Source organism: Banduia mediterranea (assembly GCF_031846245.1).
In the GTDB taxonomy this organism is placed as follows: Bacteria; Pseudomonadota; Gammaproteobacteria; order Nevskiales; family Nevskiaceae; genus Banduia; species Banduia mediterranea.
Genome location: NZ_JAVRIC010000008.1, coordinates 15,409 through 39,628, shown reverse-complemented (window position 1 = coordinate 39,628; position 24,220 = coordinate 15,409). Strand labels below are relative to the sequence as shown.

Genomic DNA, 24,220 nt, shown 5'->3' with positions numbered 1-24,220 from the left:
AAATGCCCAAACGCACCGACATCCAAAGCATCCTCATCATCGGCGCCGGCCCCATCGTTATCGGCCAGGCCTGCGAGTTCGACTATTCCGGTGCCCAGGCCTGCAAGGCGCTGCGCGAGGAGGGGTACCGGGTCATTCTCGTCAACTCCAATCCGGCGACGATCATGACTGACCCGGAAATGGCCGACGCGACCTATATCGAGCCGATCCGCTGGCAGACGCTGGAACGCATCATCGACAAGGAGCGCCCGGACGCGGTGCTGCCGACGATGGGCGGGCAGACCGCGCTCAACTGCGCGCTGGACCTGGCCAAGCACGGTGTGCTGGAGAAGTATGGTGTGGAACTGATCGGCGCCAATGAAGAGGCGATCGATCTGGCGGAGGATCGCGAGAAGTTTCGCGATGCGATGACCGAGATCGGACTCGGCTCGGCCCGTTCGGCGGTCGCGCATTCCATGGAACAGGCGCGGCAGATTCAGGCCGACATCGGCTTTCCGGTCATCATCCGGCCCAGTTTCACGATGGGCGGTTCCGGCGGCGGCATCGCATACAACGTCGAGGAATTCGAGGAAATCGTGCTGCGCGGCCTCGATCTGTCGCCGACCGATGAAGTCCTGATCGAGGAATCCCTGCTCGGCTGGAAAGAGTTCGAGATGGAGGTGGTTCGCGACCACAAGGACAATTGCATCATCGTCTGCTCGATCGAGAACCTCGATCCGATGGGCGTGCACACCGGCGATTCGATCACGGTGGCGCCGGCACAGACGCTCACCGACAAGGAATACCAGCTGCTGCGCAACGCCTCGGTGGCGGTACTGCGCAAGATCGGGGTCGATACAGGCGGCTCCAATGTGCAGTTCGCGATCAATCCGGACGATGGCCGCATCATCGTCATCGAAATGAATCCGCGCGTGTCGCGGTCCTCGGCGCTGGCGTCCAAGGCCACCGGTTTTCCGATCGCCAAGGTCGCGGCCAAGCTGGCGGTGGGCTATACGCTGGACGAACTGCGCAACGACATCACCGGCGGCATGACGCCGGCGTCCTTCGAGCCCTCGATCGACTACGTGGTCACCAAGGTGCCGCGCTTCACCTTCGAAAAATTCCCGCAGGCCGATTCGCGCCTGACCACGCAGATGAAGTCGGTCGGCGAGGCCATGGCGATCGGTCGCAATTTCCAGGAATCCCTGCACAAGGCCTTGCGCAGCCTCGAAACCGGCAGCGACGGCTTCGATCCGGTGATTGGCGACTACGACAGCGAGGCCACGCGCACGCGCATACGCGAGGAACTGGCGACGCCGCGCGCGCAGCGCCTTTGGTACGTCGGCGACGCCTTCCGTGCCGGTTTCACGCTGGACGAAGTGCAGCGCTACACCCGTATCGACCCGTGGTTTCTCGACCAGATCGAGGAACTGATCTCGGTCGAGTCCGAGATTGCCGGACAGCGGATTTCGCAGATCGAGGCTGATGTGCTGCGTCGCTACAAGCGCCTGGGTTTCTCCGACCGACGTATCGCCACCTTGATGCGGGTCAAGGAGGAATCGGTGCGTGCGCGCCGCCGTAAGCTCTGCGTGCGCCCGGTCTACAAGCGGGTGGACACCTGCGCCGCCGAATTTCCGTCGTCGACCGCCTACCTGTATTCGAGCTACGACGAGGAATGCGAAGCCGCGCCGACGGACCGCGACAAGATCGTGGTGCTCGGCGGCGGGCCGAACCGCATCGGGCAGGGCATCGAGTTCGACTATTGCTGCGTGCACGCGGCGCTGGCGCTCAAGGATGATGGTTACGAAACCATCATGATCAACTGCAATCCGGAAACCGTGTCCACGGACTACGATACGTCGGATCGCCTGTATTTTGAGCCATTGACGGCCGAGGACGTGCTCGAGATCATTGAGCTCGAAAAGCCCAAGGGCGTGATCGTGCAGTTCGGCGGGCAGACGCCGCTGAAGCTGTCGCGCCAGCTCGAAGCGGCCGGTGCGCCGATCATCGGCACCACGCCGGATTCGATCGATCTGGCCGAGGACCGCGAACGCTTCCAGAAGCTGGTCGACAAGCTCGGTCTGTTGCAGCCGCCGAATGCGACCGCGACCTCCGAGAAGCAGGCGCTGACGCTGGCTTCCAAGGTCGGTTATCCGCTGGTGGTCAGGCCTTCCTATGTGCTCGGCGGCCGCGCCATGGAAATCGTTCACGATGATGATGACCTCAAGCGCTACATGAACGAGGCCGTGCACGTTTCCAACGAATCGCCGGTACTGCTCGACCGCTTCCTCAACAATGCGATCGAGGTCGATGTCGATGCGCTCTCCGATGGCAAGGACGTCGTGATCGGCGGCATCATGGAGCACATCGAGGAGGCTGGCGTGCATTCGGGCGATTCGGCCTGTTCGCTACCGGCCTATTCGCTGTCGAAGAAGGTGCTCGACGAAATCCGTACCCAAGTCACCAAGCTCGCGCACGGACTCGAGGTCTGCGGCCTGATGAACGTGCAGTTCGCGGTGCAGGACACCAAGGTGTATCTGCTGGAGGTCAATCCGCGCGCCTCACGCACCAGCCCGTTCGTGTCCAAGGCCACCGGGCGGCCGCTGGCCAAAATCGCGGCGCGCTGCATGGTCGGTCAGTCGCTGGCTTCGCAGGGGATCACCCAGGAAATCGTGCCCAAACACTATTCCGTGAAGGAATCGGTGTTCCCATTCGGCAAGTTCCCCGGCGTGGATGCGCTGCTCGGCCCGGAAATGCGCTCCACCGGTGAAGTCATGGGCGTGGGTAGCCACTTCGGCGAGGCCTTCAACAAGGCCCAGGCCGGCGTCGGCATGATCGTGCCTTCCGAAGGCACGGCGTTCCTGTCGGTGCGCGATCAGGACAAGAAGCGTGCGATCGAGCTGGCGCGGGTGCTGGCGGCCCGTGGGTTCCGGATCGTTGCCACGCGCGGTACGGCGGATTCCATCGTGGCGGCTGGCATCGACTGCCAGACGGTCAACAAGGTCAAGGAAGGCCGCCCGCATTGCGTGGACATGATCAAGAACGGCGAGATCCAGTTCATCACCAACACCACCGAAGGCAAGCAGTCGATCGAGGAATCCAGATCGATTCGTGCTGCCGCGATTCAGCACAAGATCTGCTATTTCACGACGATGGCAGGCTCGCTGGCGGCGGCGATCGCCATGGAGCACCTGGACAAGCAGCAGGTCAACCGCTTGCAGGACCTGCACTCACAGCTGGGCTGACCGGCGCGAACACGCCGGTATCGCTCGGGTTCAGCCCGATTTGGTTAAACTGATGATTCGCATCGCGGCAAGGCCTCTCCTTTTCGCGTACGACGAACTATTTCCGTAAGCTCTCAATCATGCAGAAAGTACCCCTGACATTGCGTGGGGCCGAAAAGCTCCGCGAAGAACTTCGTGTCCTCAAATCCGAGACGCGGCCGCAGATCATTGCCGCCATCGCGGAGGCGCGCGCACACGGCGATCTCAAGGAGAACGCCGAATATCACGCCGCACGTGAGCAGCAGTCCTTTGCCGAAGGGCGCATCGCGGAAATCGAGGCCAAGCTTTCCAATGCCCAGGTCATTGACGTCACCCAGCTCGATGCGGGCGGCAAGGTCGTGTTCGGCTGCACCGTCGAACTGGCTGACATCGTCAGCGGCGACGAAGTGCGCTATCAGATCGTCGGCGAAGACGAGGCGGACATCAAAGGCGGTCAGATTTCGGTGAATTCGCCGATTGCACGGGCGCTGATCGGTAAGTTCGAAGGCGACGAAGTCGCAGTGCGGGTACCGGCGGGCGATCGCGAATTTGAAATCGTCAAAGTTCTGTATATCTAGCCCAAATTCGGTCCAGTTCAGGGCCGCGATTGCGACTGCGCGTGGGTAAGAAACGCAGCGCCAGTTCCAAGCGCTGGCTCGCCGAGCACGAAGCCGATCCCTACGTGCAGCGGGCGCGCGCAGAAGGCTGGCGTTCACGTGCGGTGTATAAGCTGGCCGAACTGGACGAACGAGATGGCCTGTTGCGCGCCGGTTCGACGATTGTCGATCTGGGCGCTGCACCCGGCGGCTGGAGTCAGTACGCACGGCGGCGCTTGGGCGACCGCGCGCGCATCTTTGCGCTGGACATCCTCGATATCGAGCCGATTGAAGGGGTGCATTTCATTCAAGGCGACTTCCGTGAGGAATCCGTACTTCAAGAGTTCGAGGCCTTGCTCGGCAATGCCGAGGTCGACCTTGTTTTGTCGGATATGGCCCCCAACTTAAGTGGAGTCGATGTGGCGGATCAGGTCGGATCGGTGCATTTGGCTGAGCTTGCGCTCATGTTCGCGCGCGAGCGCTTGCGACCGGGCGGCAATTTCCTGACCAAGGTGTTTCAGGGGGAAGGTTTCGACACCTACCTCAAAGAAGTTCGCGAATCATTCGATAAGGTGATGATTCGAAAGCCAAAAGCTTCAAGACCGAGAAGCCGGGAAGTGTATCTGTTTGGAAAATCACATCGAAGCTGATGTCTTAATTAATTGGCAGGCCGACAGTCGCGGGTGTAATGTCGGAATGACCGGAAACAGGCTGTCCGGACGCATTGGTGCGCCCGGTCGGGTGTTGGCAGGCGCGAAATCGCCGGCACCGTCCAGTGAGGAATTGCTTTGAACGATCTTGCTAAGAACCTGCTGCTTTGGGCGGTGATCCTCGTCGTCCTGATGAGCGTGTTCAAAACCTTCTCGGAACAGGGAAGCCCCCAACAGCAGCTTCGCTACTCTGACTTCCTGTCCAAGGTCGAGTCCGGCAGCGTCGAGAGCGTGTCCATCCGGCAGGATGGCAACATCGAAGGCCAGCTGCGCGACGGTTCCAAGTTCTCCACCTTCAGCCCAGAGGACGACGCTTCGGCCCTGGTCGGCGACCTCAAGCGCAACAGTGTTTCCTTCGACGGAAAGCCGCCGGAGAGCACGCCGCTGTTGCTGCAGCTACTGATCAGTTCGTTTCCGATCCTGTTGCTGATCGCGGTGTGGATCTACTTCATGCGCCAGATGCAGGGTGGCGGTGGCGGACGCGGAGCAATGAGCTTCGGCAAGTCCAAGGCGCGCATGCTCAACGCCGATCAGGTGAAGATCACCTTCAATGATGTTGCCGGTGTCGAGGAGGCCAAGCAGGAAGTCTCCGAACTCGTCGATTTCCTGCGTGACCCAGCCAAATTCCAGCGTCTGGGCGGCAAGATTCCGCGTGGTGTGCTGATGGTGGGCTCGCCGGGTACCGGCAAGACCTTGCTGGCACGCGCCATCGCTGGCGAAGCCGGTGTGCCGTTCTTCACGATCTCCGGCTCCGATTTTGTGGAGATGTTCGTGGGCGTGGGTGCCTCGCGCGTTCGTGACATGTTCGAGCAGGCGAAGAAGCATGCCCCGTGCATCATCTTCATCGACGAAATCGACGCGGTCGGTCGCCATCGCGGGGCCGGCCTGGGGGGCGGTCACGACGAACGCGAGCAGACGCTGAACCAGTTGCTGGTGGAAATGGATGGCTTCGAAGGCAGCGAGGGCGTGATCGTCATCGCCGCCACCAACCGCCCGGACGTGCTGGACCCGGCCTTGCTGCGCCCGGGTCGTTTCGATCGTCAGGTCGTGGTGCCGCTGCCGGATGTGCGTGGCCGTGAGCAGATCATCAAGGTGCATATGCGCGCAGTGCCTCTGGCCGACAACGTCAAGCCGGACGTGATCGCGCGCGCCACCCCAGGATTCTCCGGCGCCGATCTGGCCAATCTCGTCAACGAGGCGGCGCTGTTCGCCGCGCGCGCCAACAAGCGTCTGGTCGAGCACGAAGACTTCGAGCGCGCCAAGGACAAGATCATGATGGGCGCGGAGCGTCGTTCGATGGTCATGTCCGAGAAGGAAAAACGCCTGACCGCCTATCACGAGGCCGGTCACGCGATCGTCGGCCTGTCGGTACCGGACCATGATCCGGTCTACAAGGTCACGATCATTCCGCGCGGTCGCGCGCTGGGCGTGACCATGTTCCTTCCGCTGGAGGATCGCTACAGCTATTCCAAGCAGCGACTCAATAGCCAGATCTGCTCGCTGTTCGGCGGTCGCCTCGCCGAGGAAATCATCTTCGGCATGGACAACGTGACGACCGGCGCCTCCAATGACATCGAGCGCGCCACCGACATCGCCCGCAACATGGTGACCAAGTGGGGCCTGTCCGATCGGCTCGGGCCGCTGTCGTATTCCGAGGACAATGGCGAGGTCTTCCTCGGCAAGAGCGTGACGCAGACCAAACACGTCTCCGACGAAACGGCGCATTCGATCGATCGTGAAATTCGCGAGATCATCGATTCGAACTTCGCGCGGTCGCGCAAGATTCTCGAAGACAATCTCGACAAGCTGCACACGATGGCCGAAACGCTGGTCAAATACGAGACGATCGATTCCGAACAGATCGCCCGCATCATGCGCGGCGAGCCGCCAGGTCCGCCGGAAAGCTGGACCGACCCGGGCCCGAACGAGCCGCCGTCCAAGCCGGCGCCCAGCGCCGGACCCGCGCCGGGTATGCGCCCTGCTGGCCAGACCTGAAGCCGGAAGCGCGTCGTTCAAGACGTGCCATTCAAGAATGGGCCGGCCCAGCGCCGGCCTTTTCATTTCCCGATCTGGACATGTATTCCGAACTCTCCCTGCCAACACGCGCGCTGAGCCTTGAGCGGCCCTTGGTCATGGGCATCCTCAATGTCACGCCGGACTCGTTCTCGGACGGGGGGCGATACGTTGATTTGGACGCGGCCTTGGCGCAGGCGCGAGGCATGATCGCCGACGGCGCCAGCATCATCGACGTCGGTGGAGAATCCACGCGGCCCGGCGCGCAGCCGGTCGACGCTGTCGAAGAAATTCGCCGCGTGGTCCCGGTAATCACCGCGCTGCGTCACGAGAGCCGCTGTGTGCTGTCGATCGATACGCTGAAGCCGGCGGTGATGCGGGCCGCCTGTGAGGCCGGAGCGGAGCTCATCAACGACGTGAATGCCTTGCGATCGCCGGGCGCGCTGGACGTGGCGCGCGACTCTGGCGCGGCGGTGTGTCTGATGCACATGCTCGGCGAACCCCGCACGATGCAAGTCGAGCCTCGATATGATGACGTGGTCATCGAAGTGCGGACCTTTCTCGAGCGGCGTATCCATGCCTGTGTCAAGGCCGGCATCGCGCCGGCCAGGCTGCTGGTCGATCCAGGTTTTGGTTTCGGCAAGACGCTGGGGCACAACCTGGCCTTGTTGGCGGAGCTTCACCGCTTTACCGCGCTTGCTCCAGTGTTGATCGGCGTCTCGCGAAAATCCATGTTCGGGCGGCTGCTGGGGCGATCGGTCGACGAGCGGCAGGCTGCGAGTTTGGCGGCAGCACTGCATGCGGTCGGGCAGGGCGCGGCCATTGTGAGGACACATGACGTGCGTGAGACTATGGATGCTCTGACAGTGATCAACGCGATCGCGAACCCGAATACATGAGTCGTCGATATTTCGGAACCGATGGAATCCGGGGCCGCGTGGGTGTGGCACCCATGACGCCAGCCTTCGCTCTGCGCCTGGGTTGGGCTGCCGGGCGCGTGCTGGGCCGTGGCGAAGGCGCGACGGTGCTGATTGGCAAGGACACGCGTCGCTCCGGCTATCTGTTCGAGTCCGCGTTGGAGGCGGGCCTGGCGGCCGCCGGGATTCAGGTGCGGCTGCTCGGGCCGCTACCGACACCGGCGATCGCCTATCTGACGAAGGCCGTGGGTGCTCAGGCGGGCGTCGTCATTTCGGCATCGCACAACCCCCACTATGACAACGGAGTGAAGTTCTTCGGCGCCGATGGTGGCAAGCTCAGTGAGGCTCAGGAAGCCGCAATCGAAGCCTTGCTGGATGATGAGCCGGGTTGCGTCGAACCCGAGAAGGTCGGCAAGGCTTCAAGATTCAACGACGCGGTCGGTCGCTATGTCGAGTACTGCAAGTCTCGCTATGACGGGCCGTCGATGAGCGGTCTGAGGATCGTGCTGGATTGTGCGAACGGCGCGGCCTATCGTGCTGCGCCGTCGGTCTTTTCCGAACTGGGCGCGCAGGTCCGGGCGATTGGCGTCAGCCCGAATGGATTGAACATCAATGACGGCTGCGGTTCCACGCATCTGGGGCAATTGCAGGCCGCCGTTGTCGAGCAATCCGCCGACTTGGGGATCGCGCTGGACGGTGATGGCGATCGCTGCCTGATGGTCGATGCTCAAGGCAATGCCGTGGATGGAGACCAGATGCTGTACGTGATCGCACGCCATCAGCTCGCTCGCGGTGGCTTGACCGGGCCGGTAGTCGGTACGGTGATGAGCAATCTCGGGCTGGAACAGGCGATCCGGGCGATGGGGCTGGATTTCGAACGAAGCGCGGTCGGCGATCGCTATGTGTTTGAACGTCTGCTCGCGACCGGCGGTCGTCTCGGTGGCGAAACCTCAGGCCACATCCTGAGCCTGGACAAGGCGGGAACCGGCGACGGCATCGTGTCGGCCTTGCAGGTGCTTGCGGCGGCCCTGCTGGATGGGCGCAGCCTGGGCGACATCGTCTCCGGAATGCGGCAGTTCCCGCAGGTCTTGATCAACGTGAAACTGGCGCAGCGTAGCGACGCCAAGCTGGACACGCCGGCGATACAGGCCAGTATGGCGGACGCCGAACGGGAACTGGGTGTGCGTGGGCGCGTATTGCTGCGTGCGTCCGGAACAGAGCCGTTGATCCGTGTCATGGTCGAATCCGACGACGAGGCGCTGTCCAGGCGGGTCGCCGAGGCGATCGCGGACAGCGTACGCGCCACAGCGCCCGCCTGAGCCACCAAGACATGAGCAATCAGTAACCGGAAACAGGAGAAGAACGATGAGCCGACGCGCAATGGTCGCGGGGAACTGGAAGATGAATGGCAGTCTTGCCGGCAACGCCAGCTTGCTTGAGGGGTTGGTGGCAGCGATGCCCGGCCATGACCGGATTGATGTCGTGGTCTGTCCGCCAGCCTGCTATCTGGAATCCGTGGGCGCGCTTTGCGACGGCGGTCTGCTGCTGGGTGCGCAGAATCTGGCGGATCAGGGCAAGCCCGGCGCGTTCACCGGCGAACTGTTCGGCGGCATGCTCAAGGATGTGGGGTGCAGCCATGTCATCGTCGGCCACTCGGAACGTCGCGCACTTTATGGTGAGACCGACGAAGTCGTGGCGGCCAAGTTCAGGCTGGCGCAGGACAACGGACTGATCCCGGTCCTGTGTCTCGGCGAGTCGCTGGACGAGCGTGAGGGCGGGCAGACCGAGACGATTCTTGCGCGCCAGCTGAATGCCGTGATCGACCACGTGGGCATTGCAGCATTCGAGACGGCGGTGATCGCCTACGAGCCGGTCTGGGCAATCGGTACCGGCAAGACGGCCAGTCCCGAGCAGGCTCAGAGCGCTCATGCCTTCCTGCGCGCGCAACTGGCGGGACGTGATGCTAGAATCGCCGCCCTCGTGCGTATCCTGTACGGCGGCAGCGTGAAGCCGGACAACGCCAATGAGTTGTTCGGCCTCGAGGACGTCGACGGTGGTCTCATCGGCGGCGCCTCTCTGAAGGCCGCCGATTTCAATGCGATCTGCGCGGCAGCGCAATCGGCCTAAAATCTTGAGGTTTCAAAACTTTCGATGCATACCGCTCTGGTTATCATTCAGGTGCTCGTCGCCGTTGGCGTGATTGCGCTCGTGCTGTTGCAGCAGGGCAAGGGCGCCGATGCCGGCGCCGCATTCGGCGCGGGTGCCTCCGGAACCGTCTTCGGTTCCCGTGGTTCGTCCACGTTTCTGTCGCGGGCGACCGGGATCCTGGCGGCGGTGTTCATGCTGGTGAGCCTGGCCTTGGCTTATCTGGTCAATGATCGCGCGCTGTCCGACAGCGTTGTCGACCGTATGGCCGCCCCGGCCGCCGAGCAGCAGCAGACCTTGCCGCCGACCGACGAACTGCCGATGACGGCGCCGGAACCGCCCGAAGGGCCGTCGGAAATGGTGCCGCCCGAAGGCGATGCTCAGGCGCCACCGGCCGACGAGACGTCGCCAGCCATCCCGGAGTAAATAAATCGGCGCGAAACGGCGCGCAGGCCTTCCGTTTTCGGTGCGGCCTGATAGAATGCGCGCCCCGTTGCTCGCCGACGTGGTGGAATTGGTAGACACGCTATCTTGAGGGGGTAGTGGGGAAACCCGTGTGAGTTCGAGTCTCACCGTCGGCACCAGCTGCGTCCTCGGAAGCGTCTGGGCGGGTCAGCGGGTCGATGTGAAGTTTGTGGATGTTGTGGTTTTTGGAGTGCTTTCTGCGGTTTTGGCTTGAAACTCATGGCCTGAATGCGTAGGATGCGCGCCGACTCTGGTGCGGGGTGGAGCAGTCTGGCAGCTCGTCGGGCTCATAACCCGAAGGTCGCAGGTTCGAATCCTGCCCCCGCTACCAATCGGAGCAGTAAACGGCCCCGCTTTATCGGGGCTTTTTTTTTCTTAGGCGCGAATGACAGGACTGACGGAAAAACTGACGGCAATGCTGGAGCCGGTGATCGAGAGTCTCGGCTACGAACTGTTAATGCTTGAATTGACCGGTCAGGGTCACAATTCCGTTCTTCGTCTTTATATTGATTCGCCTGATGGAATAGATCTGGGCGACTGCGAACGGGTCAGCAGGGAAGTGGCCGGCGCGCTTGATGTTGAAGACCCGATCCCCCAGGCGTATCAGCTGGAAGTGTCGTCGCCCGGCCTCGATCGGCCGTTGGCGAAGCCGCAGCACTTCGAGCGTTTCGCGGGCGAGGAGGTCAAGATCAGCTTGTTTTACCCGCGTGACGGCCGCAAGAGGTTCGATGGTGTACTGCGGGGGATCAACGGCAGCCTGGTGCTGCTGGAGACGCCGGGGGGCGTGATCGAGCTGGAACTCACGGATATCGAGCGGGCACGCCTTGTGCCCCGGTTTTGACGTGGAGTAGTTAGCGTCATGAACAAAAACGTATTATTGGTCGCGGACGTCGTCTCCAACGAGAAAGGCGTCGAAAAGGACATCATCTTCGAGGCAATCGAAGCCGCGCTCGCGTCCGCGACAAAAAAGCGCTACGGCGAAAACATCGACGTGCGCGTCACGATCGATCGCTCGACCGGCGAATACGTGACGATGCGCCGCTGGCTCGTAGTCGATGACGAGGATCCGGAATTCGAATCCCCGGACCGCCAGATTCTCTATATGCGCGCCGAGCAGAAGCAGCCCGGCGTCGCGGTGGGCGAATACATCGAAGAGCTGCTGCCGAATGTCGAGTTCGGTCGTATTTCCGCCCAGGCTGCGAAACAGGTCATCGTGCAGAAGGTGCGTGAGGCAGAACGCTCACAGATCGTTGAAGCCTATAGCGACCGTGTCGGTGAGCTATTGACCGGCATGGTCAAGCGCTTGGAGCGCGGCAGCATCATTGTCGATCTCGGCGGCAACACCGAGGCAATCATCGCGCGTGATCAAGTCATTCCGCGAGAGCCGGTGCGTGTGGGCGATCGCATTCGCGGCTTCCTCTATGAGGTGAGCCCGCAGACGCGCGGCCCGCAGTTGTTCCTGTCGCGCACCTCGCCAGAGTACCTGATCGAACTGTTCAAGCTGGAAGTGCCCGAAATCGCGCAGGGCCTGATCGAGGTCAAGGGCGCCGCCCGCGACCCCGGCCTGCGTGCCAAGGTCGCGGTCCAGGCCAAGGACAAGCGTATCGATCCCGTCGGCGCCTGCGTCGGCATGCGCGGTTCGCGTGTGCAGAGCGTGTCCAACGAACTCGCTGGCGAGCGTATCGATATCGTTCCCTGGGATGACAACACCGCACAGTTCGTCGTCAATGCGATGGCGCCGGCCGAGGTCGAGTCGATCGTTGTCGATGAAGAAGCGCACAGCATGGCCATCGCGGTGGCCGATGAGAAGCTGGCGCAGGCGATCGGCCGCGGCGGTCAGAACGTGCGCCTGGCGTCCGAGTTGACCGGCTGGGTGCTCAACGTGATGACCGTCGAAGATGCGGCTGCCATGACTGAGAAGGAGAATGAGGCCGTTAGCCGAGCCTTCATCGAGCAGCTGGGCGTGGACGAGGAAATCGCTGTCATTCTGGTACAAGAGGGATTCACGACCCTGGAAGAGGTCGCGTATGTGCCGGAACAGGAGCTGCTCGAGATCGAGGAGTTCGACGAGGAAATCGTCGCCGAACTGCGCTCCCGCGCCCGCGACGCGCTGCTGACACGCGCAATTGCAAGCGCCGAGCATGTGGGTGAGGGGCAGGCGGGGGACGCATTGCAGTCGGTCGAAGGTGTCGATGACGACATGGCACAGAAGCTGACCGAGCACGGCATCAAGACGCGGGATGATCTCGCGGAACTGGGTGTCGACGAGTTGATGGAAATCATCGAAATTGACGAGGCACGCGCCGGCGAGCTGATCATGGCCGCACGCGCGCACTGGTTCGAAGAGCAGGCTTGAGCCCTTTTTGAAGAGGGTCATCGCTCGCCGCACCGTCGAACCACTGCCGATTGAACTGGAGTAAAGATGTCCACAGTCACCGTACGAGACTTTGCTACCGAGGTGAAAATCCCGGTGGACCTGCTTCTGACACAGTTGCAAGAGGCCGGAGTCGCCGTGGACAGCATCGATGCCCCGCTGTCGGAAGACGATAAGCGCGCATTGCTGACGCACCTTCATGGCAAGCGCGGCGCCAGCCCGGTGACCGCGACCGCTCCAAGTGGCGGTGATCCCAAGCGCGTCACTCTGAAGCGCAAGACCACCTCGGAGCTCAAGCTTGGCGGTGGGCGCGGTGCGTCCAAGACGGTGTCGATCGAAGTTCGCAAGCGGCGCACCTACGTCAAGAACGATGAGCCCGATCCGACGCAGGTCGCTGCCGAAGAGGCGCGTCAGCAGGAGGAGCGCGCGGCGATTGCCGCAGCCGCGGCGCGTGAAGCGGCCGAGCTGGAAGCCAAGAAACAGGCCGAAGCACAGTCGCAGGCCGTCAGCGCCGAAGCCGAAGAAGCGCGACGCAAGGCTGCACTGGACGCCGAAGCGGCCATCGCCGAGGAAGATGCGCGTCGCCGCCGTGAGGCCGAAGCGGCCGAAATTGCAGCCCGTGAAGCGGCCGCCAAGGCTGAGGAAGTGGCCAAATCCAAGGCAGCGCCGCCGATTGTGGATGCAGCGCGTCTTGAAGCGGAGGCGGCACGTCGCCGCGCCGAGGAAAATCTGCGTCGTGCCGAGGAAATGCGACGCCAGGAACCGTTACGCAAGCCGCCGGAGCGCGAGGCGCCGAGGTCGGCGGCGGGCCGCAAGGAACTGCACGTTGCCAAGGACAAGTCCGGCAAGCGTGACCGCAAGCGCAAGCAGAGCGGCGGCGGTCGGGTTCGCTTCGAGACGCAGCACGGCTTCGAACGGCCCACCGCGCCGGTTGTGCGCGAAGTGGAAGTGCCGGAAGCAATCACGGTGGGTGATCTCGCCAATCGCATGGCTGTCAAGACCGGGGAGCTGATCAAGGCGCTGATGAAGATGGGCGTGATGGCGACCATCAACCAGACGCTGGATCAGGACACCGCGGTTCTGGTGGTCGAGGAAATCGGGCATAAACCCAAGCCGGTCAGTGCGACTGCGACCGAGGACAGTCTGCTACAGGCGGTCGAAGGTGAGGTCAGCGATGCCCCCTTGGTGACGCGTCCGCCGATAGTGACGGTCATGGGCCACGTCGATCACGGCAAGACGTCCTTGCTTGATTACATTCGACACACGCGCGTCGCCGCGGGCGAGGCCGGTGGTATCACCCAGCATATCGGCGCCTACCACGTCCGCACCGGCAAGGGTGTGGTGACCTTCCTGGATACTCCGGGCCATGCCGCATTTACGCGCATGCGTGCCCGCGGTGCGCAGGTGACCGATGTGGTGATCCTGGTGGTCGCCGCAGATGACGGCGTCATGCCGCAGACGCGGGAGGCGATTCAGCACTCGAAAGCGGCCGGCGTGCCGATGATCGTGGCGATCACCAAGGTCGACAAGCCGGACGCCGATCTGGATAGCGTCAAATCGGCGTTGTCCAAGGAAGAGGTGTTCGTCGAGGACTGGGGCGGTGACGTCCAGTGCGTGGGTGTATCTGCTCACACCGGAGCCGGCATCGACGATTTGCTCGACGCTATCCTGGTGCAGTCCGAGCTGCTGGAGCTGACGGCGCCGGTGGATGCGCCGGCACGCGGGCAGATCATCGAATCGAGTGTCGAGAAGGGACGGGGTCCGGTCGCAACGGTCCTGGTTCGCTCGGGCACCCTGAATCAAGGTGACGTCGTCTTGTCCGGCCCGCATTTCGGCCGAGTCCGCGCGATGTTCGATGAAGCGGGCAAGCCGGTGAAAACCGCAGGTCCGTCGATTCCTGTACAGATTCTGGGCCTGTCCGGTGCGCCGGATGCCGGTGATGATGTCGTCGCCGTGGCCAACGAACGCAAGGCCAGGGAACTGGCCGAGCTGCGTGAGGTGAAGTTGCGCGAGCAGAAGCTGGCGCAGACTCAGGCCGTGCGCATGGAGCAGGTCTTCGCGCAGATGGGCGAGGGCGCTCGCAAGTCGCTAAACCTGATGATCAAGGCGGACGTGCAGGGCTCGTCCGGGGCGCTGCAGGATTCGCTGCTCAAGATTCCGAGCGCGGAGGTCAAGGTCAATATCGTCTCTGCCGCAGTCGGCGGCATTTCCGAATCCGACGTCGATCTGGCTCTGGCTTCCCAGGCGATCATCATCGGCTTCAACACGCGTGCCGACAGCGTGGCGCGCCGCCGCATCCAGGAAACCGGCGTCGATGTGCGCTACTACTCGATCATCTATGACGTGCTGGATGACGTGTCCGACGCCATCGCTGGCCTGCTCGGGACCGAAACTCGCGAACAGATCATCGGCATCGCCCAGGTGCGCGATGTTTTCCGTTCGTCCAAGTTCGGTGCGGTGGCGGGCTGTCTCACGATCGAGGGCGAAGTCCGTCGTGGCTTGCCGATCCGCGTGCTGCGCGACAGCGTCGTCATCTACGAAGGCGAACTCGAATCGCTGCGCCGGCACAAGGACGATGTCAGCAAGGTCGAGGCTGGCACCGAATGCGGTATTGCGGTGCAGAACTACAACGACGTCAAAGTGGGCGACCAGATCGAGTGCTTCGATCGCATCGAGGTCAAGCGTACCGTCAGTGCGCAGGCCGCGGGCGGCCGCGCCTAGAAGCGGCCACCGATTTCATCATGCCCAAGGAATATTCGCGCAGTCAGCGCGTCAAGGTTCAGATTCAAAGAGAGCTGACGCAGCTGATCTCCGAAGGCTATTCGGATGCGCGGCTGAGCCTGGTGACCTTCACCAGCGTTGAGCTGACGGCCGATTTGAGCAGCGCCCGCGTGTTTGTCAGCCGGATGGGCATGGATGTCAGCGAGGCGCTGGTCTTGCTCAAGGAAATGGCGCCGCGCATGCGCGGAGAGCTGGGCCGCAGGTTGCGCATGCGCCACGCGCCGGAGCTGTACTTCTTCAGTGATGAAGTGCCCGATACCGCCGACTGGATCAATCGCCTGATCCGCGACGCGGTCGCCGATGACGAAAGTCACCATAAGGACTGAGCGCGGGCTGCAATGGCGAGACGCAAGCCGGGTGCGCGAGACGTGCATGGCATCCTACTGCTCGACAAGCCGACCGGGATGACCTCCAACGGTGCCCTGCAGCAGGTCAAGCGAATGTATGGTGCCGCCAAGGCCGGACATACTGGCAGTCTTGACCCACTGGCGACCGGCCTGTTGCCGATCTGCTTTGGTCATGCGACCAAGCTGACGACCTATCTGCTGGAGTCGGATAAGCGTTATCGCGTGTGCGCCCACATGGGCAGCCGAACCGATACCGCGGATTCGGACGGCGAGATCGTCGAGCGGACGGATCGTATTGCAGGCGCGGAGGCTCTGCGCCCCGCAATCGCGGCGATGCTCGGCGAGATCGAACAGATCCCGCCGATGTATTCCGCGATCAAGCATCAGGGGCGGCGGCTTTACGAACTGGCGCGAAAGGGCGAGGCCGTGGAACGTCAGCCGAGGACGGTCACGATTCATTCCATGCAGTTGCTTTCGGTTGCGCAGTCGGAATTCGTGCTGGACGTGCATTGTTCGAAAGGCACCTATATCCGCGTGCTGGTGGAAGATCTGGCGCGCGCTGCCGGAACCCTGGCACATGTCACGATGCTGCGTCGCACCGAGGTGGCGCCGTTCTCGGGTGAGGACATGGTCGGCATCGCGCAACTGGAACAGGCCGCGTCGGAGGGGTGCGAAGCGCTGGACCGTCTGCTGGTGTCCCCGTCCGCAGCGTTCGCTGGGTGGCCGCAACTCAGTGTTGACGCCGACCGCGCGTTTTACCTGTCGAGAGGACAGGCGGTTCGCGTTGCCGGCGCGCCAAAAGAGGGCGCCGTCGCTGTGTTTGGACCGGACGCGCGTCTACTCGGCATCGCGGTGATCGATGCAGACGGCCTGGTGGCCCCACGGCGCTGGATGTCCTGAACTTTATTGCGGTTTTGCTTGTTTGTACCCCGGCGCACCGCTACAATTCCGCGCCTTAAAAGAGACTTGACAAGTTTGGAGCTTTGATTAAATGGCCTTGACCGTTGAACAGAAGCGCACCGTTCTGGAAAAATTCCAGCGTGCGCAGGGCGATACCGGATCGCCGGAAGTGCAGGTTGCGCTGCTGTCCGAGCGCATCAAGACGCTCGCCCCGCATTTCGAGGCGAACAAGAAGGATCATCATTCCCGCCGTGGTCTGCTCAAGATGGTGAACCAGCGCCGCAAGCTGCTGGATTATCTGAAGAGTGAAGATGCCGATCGCTACAAGATGCTGATCGCCGAGCTCGGCCTGCGCCGCTAAGCGCAGTCCACCCGCTATTCACTACATTGAGGAGATCACCATGGCGCTGAACCTAACGCCTACGGTCAAGACGTTTCCGTTTGGCAGCCATACTGTCAAGTTGGAAACCGGCGCAGTGGCACGTCAGGCCGGCGGTGCCGTCATCGTCAGCATGGACGAAACGGTCGTGCTGGTCACGGCAGTGGCCAGAAAGACGGCCAAGCCGGATCAGGACTTTTTCCCGCTGACGGTCGATTACCAGGAGCGCGCCTATTCCGGCGGCCGCATCCCGGGCGGCTTCTTCAAGCGGGAAGGCCGTCCCACCGAAAAGGAAACGCTGACCTCGCGGCTGATCGATCGCCCGATTCGTCCGCTGTTCCCGAAGGGCTTCCGCAACGAAGTCCAGGTGATCGCCACCGTGATGTCGCTGAATCCCGAAGTCGATGCGGACATTCCCGCGATGATCGGCGCTTCGGCCGCGCTGCGTCTGTCCGGCGTGCCGTTCCAGGGTCCGATCGGCGCCACGCGTGTCGGCTACGTCAACGGCGAGTATGTGCTCAACCCGTCGGCCACTGTGCTCGACACCGAGTCGCAGTTGGATCTTGTAGTCGCCGGCACCAAGGAGGCGGTGCTGATGGTCGAGTCCGAAGCCAGCCGCCTGTCCGAAGAAGTCATGCTTGGAGCCGTGCTGTTCGGCCACGAGCAGATGCAGGTCGCGATCAACGCGATCGATGAACTGGCCGCCGAAGCCGGCAAGCCCGCATGGGTCTGGGAAGCGGATGCTACCGCTTCCGCGATCGAGGCAGACCTCGCTGCGTATGAGGCGAAGATTGCCGATGCCTACTCCGTGACCGACAAGCAGGAGCGCCGTGATGCTCTGGGCGTCGTTCGCGCCGAAATCGTCGCTGCGCTGGGCAGCGGCGAATCCGCCAAATGGACGGAACGCCAGCTTGGCAATGCGTTCCACGACATCGAAGCCAAGGTCGTGCGCAATCGTATTCTCGACGGCAGTCCGCGCATCGATGGCCGCGACAACGCCACCGTGCGGGATCTGCAGATGGAAGTCGGCGTGTTGCCGCGTACACATGGTTCCGCCCTGTTCACCCGCGGCGAGACCCAGGCGCTGGTGGTCACCACGCTGGGCACCGGCAAGGATGCACAGCTGATCGATGCCATCGAAGGTGAATGGCGCGAGCCGTTCATGCTGCACTACAATTTCCCGCCGTACTGTGTCGGTGAGACAGGCCGCGTCGGTTCGCCGAAGCGCCGCGAGATCGGTCACGGCCGTCTGGCCAAGCGTGGCCTGGCGGCGATCATGCCGGACCTCGAAAAGGAATTCCCCTACGTGGTGCGTCTGGTTTCGGAAGTCACCGAATCCAACGGCTCTTCTTCGATGGCCTCGGTGTGCGGTTCCTGTCTGGCGCTGATGGACGCGGGTGTTCCGATCAAGACGCCGGTCGCCGGCGTCGCGATGGGCTTGATCAAGGAAGGCGACCGCTTCGCTGTGCTGACCGACATTCTTGGCGACGAGGATCATCTCGGCGACATGGATTTCAAGGTCGCCGGTTCGGACGACGGCATTACCGCGTTGCAGATGGACATCAAGATCAACGGCATTACCGGCGAGATCATGAAGCAGGCGCTGGCCCAGGCCAGGACGGCACGGCTGCATATCCTGGAAGAGATGGGCAAGGTCATCAATACGCCGCGCGAGGACATGTCCGAATGGGCGCCGCGCATCACCACGATCAAGATCAATCCGGACAAGATTCGCGAAGTCATCGGCAAGGGTGGCGCCACCATTCAGTCGATCACCAAGGAAACCGGGACCACGATCGACATCGCGGACGATGGCACGATCAAGATCGCTGCCGTTGACAAGACTGCGACCGAGGCGGCCATCGCGAGAATCACCGCCCTGACGCGTGAGGTCCAGGCCGGTGACGTTTACGAAGGTCGCGTGGCTCGTCTGATGGAGTTCGGCGCCTTCGTGACGATCATCCCGGGCAAGGACGGTCTGGTGCACATCTCTCAGATTTCCGACAAGCGTGTCGAGAAAGTCGAGGATGTGCTCAAGGAAGGCGACATCGTTCGCGTCAAGGTGCTTGAAGTCGACAAGCAGGGCCGTATTCGCCTGTCGATGAAAGCATTGGAAGTGCCCGTCGAATAAAGACTGAAACGCCTTAATTTAGTGCCGGCAGGGCTTGCCTGCCGGCACATTTAGGAGCACAATCAGTCTACTAATCGTACGTGCAAAAAAAAGCCTCCACATGGTGGAGGCCAAGGTGCGAGAAAGGCGCAAAGCCTTTCTGGAGGAGACTCGTTAATCTTCAAAGAACCAGAAAAGCAATCATTCGACCCGGCTCTGCCGGGTTTTTGTTGCCTGACTCTTGTTGCAGTGCACTATAAAGATGGTCCGACGGCTTGTCAATTCCTGGACCATGGATTCCGCAGCCGTTCCCGTGGCGCGGGGCAGCACGGTGAAATACTGATGACGCACTGTTCGTAAATCCACGGGCGCTCGCGCCTTGCGTGCGGAGCCGGTCAATTTTCTCGTCAAATGCATCGATCGGACCTGTTGATCGGGCTGGAGCCGGTGGGCTCAAGAATTTCACACAAAAAAAAGCCCTCTATAGAGAGGGCCAAGGTGCGAGAAAGGCGCGAGGCCTTTCTGGAGGAGACTGGTCACAGTCCGAAAGCGGTAACTGCGGGGGTGTCGCGTCGCTTTCTTACTGTTGATGCGGTGCAGTATAAAGATTGGTGGCTAGAGTGTCAACATCCGATGTTCAAAAAATTTCACATGAATTCAATTGGTTATTATGGATTCATAAAAACATGACGGATCGTTCATGAATTTTCGTCAGATATCGGAAATTTGCGCTCATGCTGCCCGACTTGCAATGCCAGTTTCGTGCCATTTTGCCTGCTCGAAGCGGTGATCCTTATTCCTCATCGGTCCGACCGCGCTGACTGCGAACCACTTTGGCGCGCGAGAGGTTGCGAAGAAACTCGCGTCTGACCGAACGCCATATCGGAACGTGTTCCTCGGCCATTTCACGCAGGGACTGTAGCGGCTGTTCTGCTTTGCCCAACATTTGTCGCAATTGCTCGGCAAAGGTGTGTTGCTGGTCCAGGAACAATTGCATCGACAGTTCCAGATATCGGCTGATGCTCGACTGCATCGGATCGCCGTAGAAGCGGATGACGTGCCGCAGCATCTCCGTCTGGAAGATCGGGTCGCCACCTTCCTCCTGCTCGGCGATGACCTGCAGAAGGATGCTGCGCGTGATGTCGTCCTTGCTGCGTTTGTCGATGACCTCGAAGTCGATGTTCTCCAGGACCAGCTGTCGGACTTCTTCAAGCGTGATGTAGCGACTGATCTCCGTGTCGTACAGGCGACGGTTCGGATACTTCTTGATGATGCGGACATCGCTCATGTTTGCGGCTGGCTCAAGTTATGTTGCAGTGCATTATACGAGTCGCGCGGCGAAAATTTCGTGGACGCCCGGAACGCGCTGAGGGGTCCAGTTCGCCTGTGCCCAGTCCATCACTTCCCGCACCGGGGCCGCCGCCAAGTCGGGCGGGGGCGTCTGGCCCAGAAATTCGAGCGCGTGGCTCAGGTTCCGGGCGGCGTCGCGCTGTTCAATCGGGGGGGCGTGATTCTGCTTGGACAGCTTGCGCCCCTCGGCGTCGGCCAGCACAGGAAGGTGGCGATAGTCAGGCTGGGGCCAAGCCAGTGCCCCCAGCAGCAGAATCTGCCGCAGGCTGGACGCCAGCAGATCGGCGCCCCGGACCACCTCGGTAATGCCCTGCTGGAATTCGTCGACGGCGCAGGCCAGTTGATAACCGAAGATGCCGTCGGCGCGGCGCACCACGAAATCGCCGATGTCTTTGGCCTGGCTGCGCACGACCTCGCCCTGCCAGCCGTCGGCCAGCGCGACGGTGCCGGCTCCGATCCGGAATCGCAGCGCATGGCCGTGCCGGTCCAACCCGGATTCGCGGCATGTGCCGCTGTAGACGGGGCCATCGGGTCCCTGGGCTGAAGTCTGTGCAAGCACCGCACGTGTGCAGGCGCAGGCATAGACCTGGCCGCTGGCGATCAGCGACTCCAGCGCTTCGCCGTACTCGTGGAGATGCTGCGATTGGCGCCGCGGTTGTCCATCCCAATAAAGGCCATGCGCTTCGAGTTGTGCGCAGATCAGCGAGTCGGTGCCGGGGGGGCAACGCGGCGAGTCGAGGTCGTCGATCCGGAGTAGCCAGAGCCCGCGATGCCGCCGCGCTTCCAGGTAGCTGGCGAGCGCGGCGATCAAGGATCCGAGGTGAAGCGGCGCTGACGGCGTCGGCGCAAATCGGCCGCGATAGGCTCTGGCAGCCGAGGCGAAGGTGCTTGGTGGGTGCATGCGCGAAGTATCGGCATGGGGTGCGGGAATGCTCAAGTTTGTCGTTCAATCCGCTTCGTGAGCATAGGCCGGCAAGGGTCTTGACAGGCCGGGCTTGTGTGCGCCGGGTCACGCGATCCAGGAAGCGAACTGCTATGCTGACGGCGTACCTGATTGATGACCGAACAAGCTGTCCTCGTGGACCCCGATCCTGGACAAGGAAGTGCCCGCACGGAGCCGTCCCCGCTGCAGGCGATACTCTTCGATATGGATGGCACGCTGGCGGATACCGAGCGACTCGGGCATCGGCCGGCCTACAATTCCGCCTTCCGGAAAATGGGACTTGGCTGGTACTGGAGCCCCAAGCTGTATCGCAAGCTCTTGCAGCAACCGGGTGGGCGTGAACGCCTGCAGCACTACCTCAAGCGTTATCGCCCCGATCTGGGCAGCCACGCCGCGCGCGTCAAGGCCGACGCGCGTGCTTGGGTCGACGAAGTCCATCACCTCAAGTCGGAACAGTTCTCGAATCTGGTGCGCGATGGTTCGGTGCCGCTGCGTCCGGGAGTGGCCCGCCTGATACACGAGGCGCGTGCGCGCGGCGTGCGTGTGGCCATCGTCACCAATGCCAGCCGCGCGAGTCTGTTGCCGCTGCTGCGGCATACGATCGGACCGGAACTCGAATCCGAGATCGACGTGGTGATCTGCGGCGAAGACGCGCCGAACAAGAAGCCCGAGCCGGACCTCTACCTGTTGGCACTACAGCGTCTCGGAACCAGTGCTGCGGCTTGTGTGGCGGTGGAGGACTCGGCGATGGGCATGGCCGCCGCGGTGGCTGCGGGGATCAGGACCTTGGTGACGGTCAACGAAAACACCCGCAACGAGGATTTCGAGGGCGCATCATTGGTGGTCGATGGTCTGGGTGAACCCGGCGGTCACGTCAGCGTGCTGCGCGGCGGACTCAGCAACGGCTGCGTCAGGTTGTGCGATCTCGAAGCCTTGATGCTGCTGGGCTGAGAGGGCGGGTTTCGGCAGTCTCTCGCAGCGATTCAACTCAATGCAGACTTGGGTCTGCAAGCTAAGGACGGCAGGAAGTCGAGCATGCCGCGCGTCGGGCATATCAGGTGGGCCTGATCGTAGAAGCTGGCATCCACTGCGATCTCGCTGAAGCTGCAACCCGGCCCCCAGGCACGCATCGCATGTTGAAGACGCAGGTGCATCAGGAAGCGTTTCAGCACGACGCCCATCTGCTGTCGAAACAGATGCGCGAGCCGCGATCCCGACAGTTGCATTTCCGCCGCAATCGCGGCCACTGTGGGAACTTCTGGCGCTTGGCTACGCAGGCGGCGGCACAGTTGAGCGATGCGTGAGTCCGGCGCGGATTCGAGCGGGTGGAGGTCGAACGAGGCCGTCAGCGCGTCGCACAGAATGTTACGGATCGAACCGCAATCAAGGTTCCGCAATCGCGACGGAGACAGTGCTTTCTGTATGGAGCTCGACGGGGCGGGCTGCGGAATCAGGACGTCCGCATTGTCCAGCGCCGTAAACAGCAATCGACACAGTCCGTGGTCCGGATCGACATGCACGATCGTCACGGCTGTCTCTGCGTTCAGGCTTTGCACGACATCCGGGCCGACCTTGAAGCCGGAGGTCGAACTTCGAGTCGGAAATCAGCAGGGACAGTGCGAGGTGGTGGTGCGGGCGATTGTGCAGGCGATTGTGCAGGGTGCCACTTGCGGCATGGTCGTTCCCCTCACCCACCGCTCGCATTCGCGAGCGGGCGAGGGCAGGTCGGCATCACGCTGCGCGTGATTCACGCTATAGCACGAAGTCCGCACGACGGGCCTCTTGAGGCTCACTCGACGACTCAGGCCTGGGACTTGCCCTTGCCCGGCGAGCCGATGAGTTCGTGCTGGACGAATAGCGGGCCGATCAGCAGGAACACCAGATCGTCTGCGAACGACGGCTTTGCGCCCTCGACCTTGTGCCCGTAGAACTGCAGCGCCCAGGCTGCAAGCCAAAGGCTGGCACAGATCACGAGCATGGAACCGCCGGTCGATTCGATCGCCAGGATCACGGCGAAACTCACGGCGCTCCAAGCCAGCATCGAAACGAAGCTGGCGGCGGACAGGCGGGCGTAGAACACGAGAGCCAGCACCGCCGCCAGCGTGGCGAGATTCACGCCGTTGGCGGCAACACCGTCCAGACCCAGCCATCGGCCGATCGGAACCAGCCAGAACAGCCCGAGTGTCGCGAAAAAAATCACCGGCACGCAGACATAGTGAATCAGGCGATTGGTCGGATTTCGGTGGCTCTTCGAGTAATCAGTCAGAAATTGTTCCAGCGAGCGCACGGCTGTCTCCGGCATTGAGTCGATGAAGGGATTCTGCGTGCTGCGGGCGACATTGTCTTGTACGAACACTTCCGGAAGGACCTGAGCATGAGGCGCCGCCTGAACGGCCTCAGGGCGTTTCGCCGGCACCGGTCGGGTCCACATGCCAGGCGGCCGGCAGAATCGCGCCGTGCCAGCCGTCCTGCCGCTGTTCGGCCACCACATGGGTGTAGACGCCGCCGCGCACATTGAAGACGGCCGTTACCCGCATCCAGCGCGGCGCCAGCGCGGCGACCAGATCGTCGAGAATTTCATTGGTGACGGCTTCGTGGAACTTGCCCTCGTTGCGGAAGCTCCAGATGTAGAGCTTGAGTGCCTTGAGCTCGACGCACAGGGCGTCCGCCACATATTCCAGATAGATCGTCCCGAAGTCGGGTTGTCCGGTCTTGGGGCACAGGCAGGTGAATTCCGGTATCCGCATTCGGATCGTGAAATCACGCTGCGGACTGGGGTTGGGGAAGGTCTCGAGGGTCTTGCTGGGCGAGCTTGTCACGGTCAAACGGGCCTCGTGGCGGAAGGCTGCGCATTGTACGGGCTGATCGAGGCAAATACGCATTCATACAAGCGTCACCGATCCACTACACTTGCGGGCTTTCCAGCTCCGAAACTCTGCACGCAGCGC

The 24,220-nt window shown here is 62.2% G+C and carries 21 protein-coding genes and 2 tRNA genes; 18 read left to right on the top strand and 5 right to left on the bottom strand.

Annotated elements, in window-relative coordinates; all coding sequences use genetic code 11:
• Positions 1-2 precede the first annotated feature (2 nt).
• From carB to pnp, 17 genes are all read left to right on the top strand, one after another.
• Positions 3-3,224 carry a carbamoyl-phosphate synthase large subunit gene (carB, locus tag RM530_RS07480; protein ID WP_311364596.1) on the top strand — a complete coding sequence of 1,074 codons (3,222 nt, stop codon included), beginning with the start codon at positions 3-5 and terminating at the stop codon, positions 3,222-3,224.
• Positions 3,225-3,343: 119 nt separating this feature from the next.
• Complete coding sequence (gene greA, locus RM530_RS07475; protein ID WP_311364595.1) at positions 3,344-3,820, top strand: transcription elongation factor GreA; 477 nt, start codon at positions 3,344-3,346, stop codon at positions 3,818-3,820.
• A 41-nt stretch (positions 3,821-3,861) separates the two neighbouring features.
• Positions 3,862-4,488, top strand: coding sequence for a 23S rRNA (uridine(2552)-2'-O)-methyltransferase RlmE (gene rlmE, locus RM530_RS07470; protein WP_311364594.1), 627 nt, complete (start codon positions 3,862-3,864; stop codon positions 4,486-4,488).
• 138 nt (positions 4,489-4,626) lie between these two features.
• A complete protein-coding gene (gene ftsH, locus RM530_RS07465; RefSeq protein ID WP_311364593.1) occupies positions 4,627-6,543 on the top strand; it encodes an ATP-dependent zinc metalloprotease FtsH in 1,917 nt (638 codons plus the stop codon).
• An 80-nt stretch (positions 6,544-6,623) separates the two neighbouring features.
• Positions 6,624-7,460: a dihydropteroate synthase gene (gene folP, locus RM530_RS07460; RefSeq protein ID WP_311364592.1), complete on the top strand. Its 837-nt coding sequence runs from the start codon at positions 6,624-6,626 to the stop codon at positions 7,458-7,460.
• Entirely contained in the window at positions 7,457-8,797 is a 1,341-nt protein-coding gene (gene glmM, locus RM530_RS07455) for a phosphoglucosamine mutase (RefSeq protein ID WP_311364591.1), read from the top strand. Before folP ends, glmM begins: the two co-directional genes overlap by 4 nt.
• Positions 8,798-8,843: 46 nt before the next feature.
• Positions 8,844-9,605 (top strand): triose-phosphate isomerase, encoded by a 762-nt coding sequence (gene tpiA / locus RM530_RS07450; protein WP_311364590.1) that lies wholly within the window; start codon positions 8,844-8,846, stop codon positions 9,603-9,605.
• Positions 9,606-9,629: 24 nt separating this feature from the next.
• On the top strand, positions 9,630-10,049 hold the full coding sequence (secG, locus tag RM530_RS07445; RefSeq protein WP_311364589.1) for a preprotein translocase subunit SecG: 420 nt from the start codon (positions 9,630-9,632) through the stop codon (positions 10,047-10,049).
• 73 nt (positions 10,050-10,122) lie between these two features.
• A tRNA-Leu gene (locus RM530_RS07440) sits at positions 10,123-10,207 on the top strand.
• 135 nt (positions 10,208-10,342) lie between these two features.
• Positions 10,343-10,419 (top strand) — tRNA-Met (locus RM530_RS07435).
• 54 nt (positions 10,420-10,473) lie between these two features.
• On the top strand, positions 10,474-10,929 hold the full coding sequence (gene rimP / locus RM530_RS07430; RefSeq protein ID WP_311364588.1) for a ribosome maturation factor RimP: 456 nt from the start codon (positions 10,474-10,476) through the stop codon (positions 10,927-10,929).
• An 18-nt stretch (positions 10,930-10,947) separates the two neighbouring features.
• Positions 10,948-12,444, top strand: a complete 1,497-nt coding sequence (gene nusA, locus RM530_RS07425; protein ID WP_311364587.1) for a transcription termination factor NusA — start codon at positions 10,948-10,950, stop codon at positions 12,442-12,444.
• 66 nt (positions 12,445-12,510) lie between these two features.
• A complete protein-coding gene (infB, locus tag RM530_RS07420) occupies positions 12,511-15,183 on the top strand; it encodes a translation initiation factor IF-2 (RefSeq protein WP_311364586.1) in 2,673 nt (890 codons plus the stop codon).
• 20 nt (positions 15,184-15,203) lie between these two features.
• Positions 15,204-15,569: a 30S ribosome-binding factor RbfA gene (gene rbfA / locus RM530_RS07415; protein WP_311364585.1), complete on the top strand. Its 366-nt coding sequence runs from the start codon at positions 15,204-15,206 to the stop codon at positions 15,567-15,569.
• Between the two features lie 12 nt (positions 15,570-15,581).
• The gene (gene truB / locus RM530_RS07410) at positions 15,582-16,490 is read left to right on the top strand and encodes a tRNA pseudouridine(55) synthase TruB (protein WP_311364584.1); all 909 of its coding nucleotides are present in this window, start codon (positions 15,582-15,584) and stop codon (positions 16,488-16,490) included.
• A 91-nt stretch (positions 16,491-16,581) separates the two neighbouring features.
• Complete coding sequence (rpsO, locus tag RM530_RS07405) at positions 16,582-16,851, top strand: 30S ribosomal protein S15 (protein ID WP_311364583.1); 270 nt, start codon at positions 16,582-16,584, stop codon at positions 16,849-16,851.
• 40 nt (positions 16,852-16,891) lie between these two features.
• Positions 16,892-19,000, top strand: coding sequence for a polyribonucleotide nucleotidyltransferase (gene pnp / locus RM530_RS07400; RefSeq protein ID WP_349256191.1), 2,109 nt, complete (start codon positions 16,892-16,894; stop codon positions 18,998-19,000).
• Positions 19,001-19,772: 772 nt separating this feature from the next.
• On the opposite strand, the gene phaR is transcribed toward pnp, so the two are convergent.
• Positions 19,773-20,267: a polyhydroxyalkanoate synthesis repressor PhaR gene (phaR, locus tag RM530_RS07395; RefSeq protein ID WP_311364582.1), complete on the bottom strand. Its 495-nt coding sequence runs from the start codon at positions 20,265-20,267 to the stop codon at positions 19,773-19,775.
• A gap of 33 nt (positions 20,268-20,300) precedes the next feature.
• Entirely contained in the window at positions 20,301-21,230 is a 930-nt protein-coding gene (gluQRS, locus tag RM530_RS07390; RefSeq protein WP_311364688.1) for a tRNA glutamyl-Q(34) synthetase GluQRS, read from the bottom strand.
• A 156-nt stretch (positions 21,231-21,386) separates the two neighbouring features.
• Between gluQRS and RM530_RS07385 the strand changes: the two genes are divergently transcribed.
• Positions 21,387-22,223 carry an HAD-IA family hydrolase gene (locus RM530_RS07385; RefSeq protein WP_311364581.1) on the top strand — a complete coding sequence of 279 codons (837 nt, stop codon included), beginning with the start codon at positions 21,387-21,389 and terminating at the stop codon, positions 22,221-22,223.
• 32 nt (positions 22,224-22,255) lie between these two features.
• On the opposite strand, the gene RM530_RS07380 is transcribed toward RM530_RS07385, so the two are convergent.
• The 3 genes from RM530_RS07380 to queF all read right to left on the bottom strand — a co-directional run bounded on the left by RM530_RS07380 (position 22,256) and on the right by queF (position 24,091).
• Positions 22,256-22,801 (bottom strand): AraC family transcriptional regulator, encoded by a 546-nt coding sequence (locus RM530_RS07380; protein WP_311364580.1) that lies wholly within the window; start codon positions 22,799-22,801, stop codon positions 22,256-22,258.
• A 272-nt stretch (positions 22,802-23,073) separates the two neighbouring features.
• Complete coding sequence (locus tag RM530_RS07375) at positions 23,074-23,574, bottom strand: Mpo1 family 2-hydroxy fatty acid dioxygenase (RefSeq protein WP_311364579.1); 501 nt, start codon at positions 23,572-23,574, stop codon at positions 23,074-23,076.
• Between the two features lie 94 nt (positions 23,575-23,668).
• Positions 23,669-24,091, bottom strand: coding sequence for a preQ(1) synthase (queF, locus tag RM530_RS07370; RefSeq protein WP_311364578.1), 423 nt, complete (start codon positions 24,089-24,091; stop codon positions 23,669-23,671).
• Positions 24,092-24,220 lie beyond the last annotated feature (129 nt).

Coding starts and splice junctions, on each gene's coding strand:
- carB (WP_311364596.1), top strand. CDS start 3: ATGCCCAAACGCACCGACATCCAAAGCATCCTCATCATCGGCGCCGGC.
- greA (WP_311364595.1), top strand. CDS start 3,344: ATGCAGAAAGTACCCCTGACATTGCGTGGGGCCGAAAAGCTCCGCGAA.
- folP (WP_311364592.1), top strand. CDS start 6,624: ATGTATTCCGAACTCTCCCTGCCAACACGCGCGCTGAGCCTTGAGCGG.
- glmM (WP_311364591.1), top strand. CDS start 7,457: ATGAGTCGTCGATATTTCGGAACCGATGGAATCCGGGGCCGCGTGGGT.
- tpiA (WP_311364590.1), top strand. CDS start 8,844: ATGAGCCGACGCGCAATGGTCGCGGGGAACTGGAAGATGAATGGCAGT.
- secG (WP_311364589.1), top strand. CDS start 9,630: ATGCATACCGCTCTGGTTATCATTCAGGTGCTCGTCGCCGTTGGCGTG.
- rimP (WP_311364588.1), top strand. CDS start 10,474: ATGACAGGACTGACGGAAAAACTGACGGCAATGCTGGAGCCGGTGATC.
- nusA (WP_311364587.1), top strand. CDS start 10,948: ATGAACAAAAACGTATTATTGGTCGCGGACGTCGTCTCCAACGAGAAA.
- infB (WP_311364586.1), top strand. CDS start 12,511: ATGTCCACAGTCACCGTACGAGACTTTGCTACCGAGGTGAAAATCCCG.
- rbfA (WP_311364585.1), top strand. CDS start 15,204: ATGCCCAAGGAATATTCGCGCAGTCAGCGCGTCAAGGTTCAGATTCAA.
- truB (WP_311364584.1), top strand. CDS start 15,582: ATGGCGAGACGCAAGCCGGGTGCGCGAGACGTGCATGGCATCCTACTG.
- rpsO (WP_311364583.1), top strand. CDS start 16,582: ATGGCCTTGACCGTTGAACAGAAGCGCACCGTTCTGGAAAAATTCCAG.
- pnp (WP_349256191.1), top strand. CDS start 16,892: ATGGCGCTGAACCTAACGCCTACGGTCAAGACGTTTCCGTTTGGCAGC.
- phaR (WP_311364582.1), bottom strand. CDS start 20,267: ATGAGCGATGTCCGCATCATCAAGAAGTATCCGAACCGTCGCCTGTAC.
- gluQRS (WP_311364688.1), bottom strand. CDS start 21,230: ATGCACCCACCAAGCACCTTCGCCTCGGCTGCCAGAGCCTATCGCGGC.
- RM530_RS07385 (WP_311364581.1), top strand. CDS start 21,387: ATGACCGAACAAGCTGTCCTCGTGGACCCCGATCCTGGACAAGGAAGT.
- RM530_RS07375 (WP_311364579.1), bottom strand. CDS start 23,574: ATGCCGGAGACAGCCGTGCGCTCGCTGGAACAATTTCTGACTGATTAC.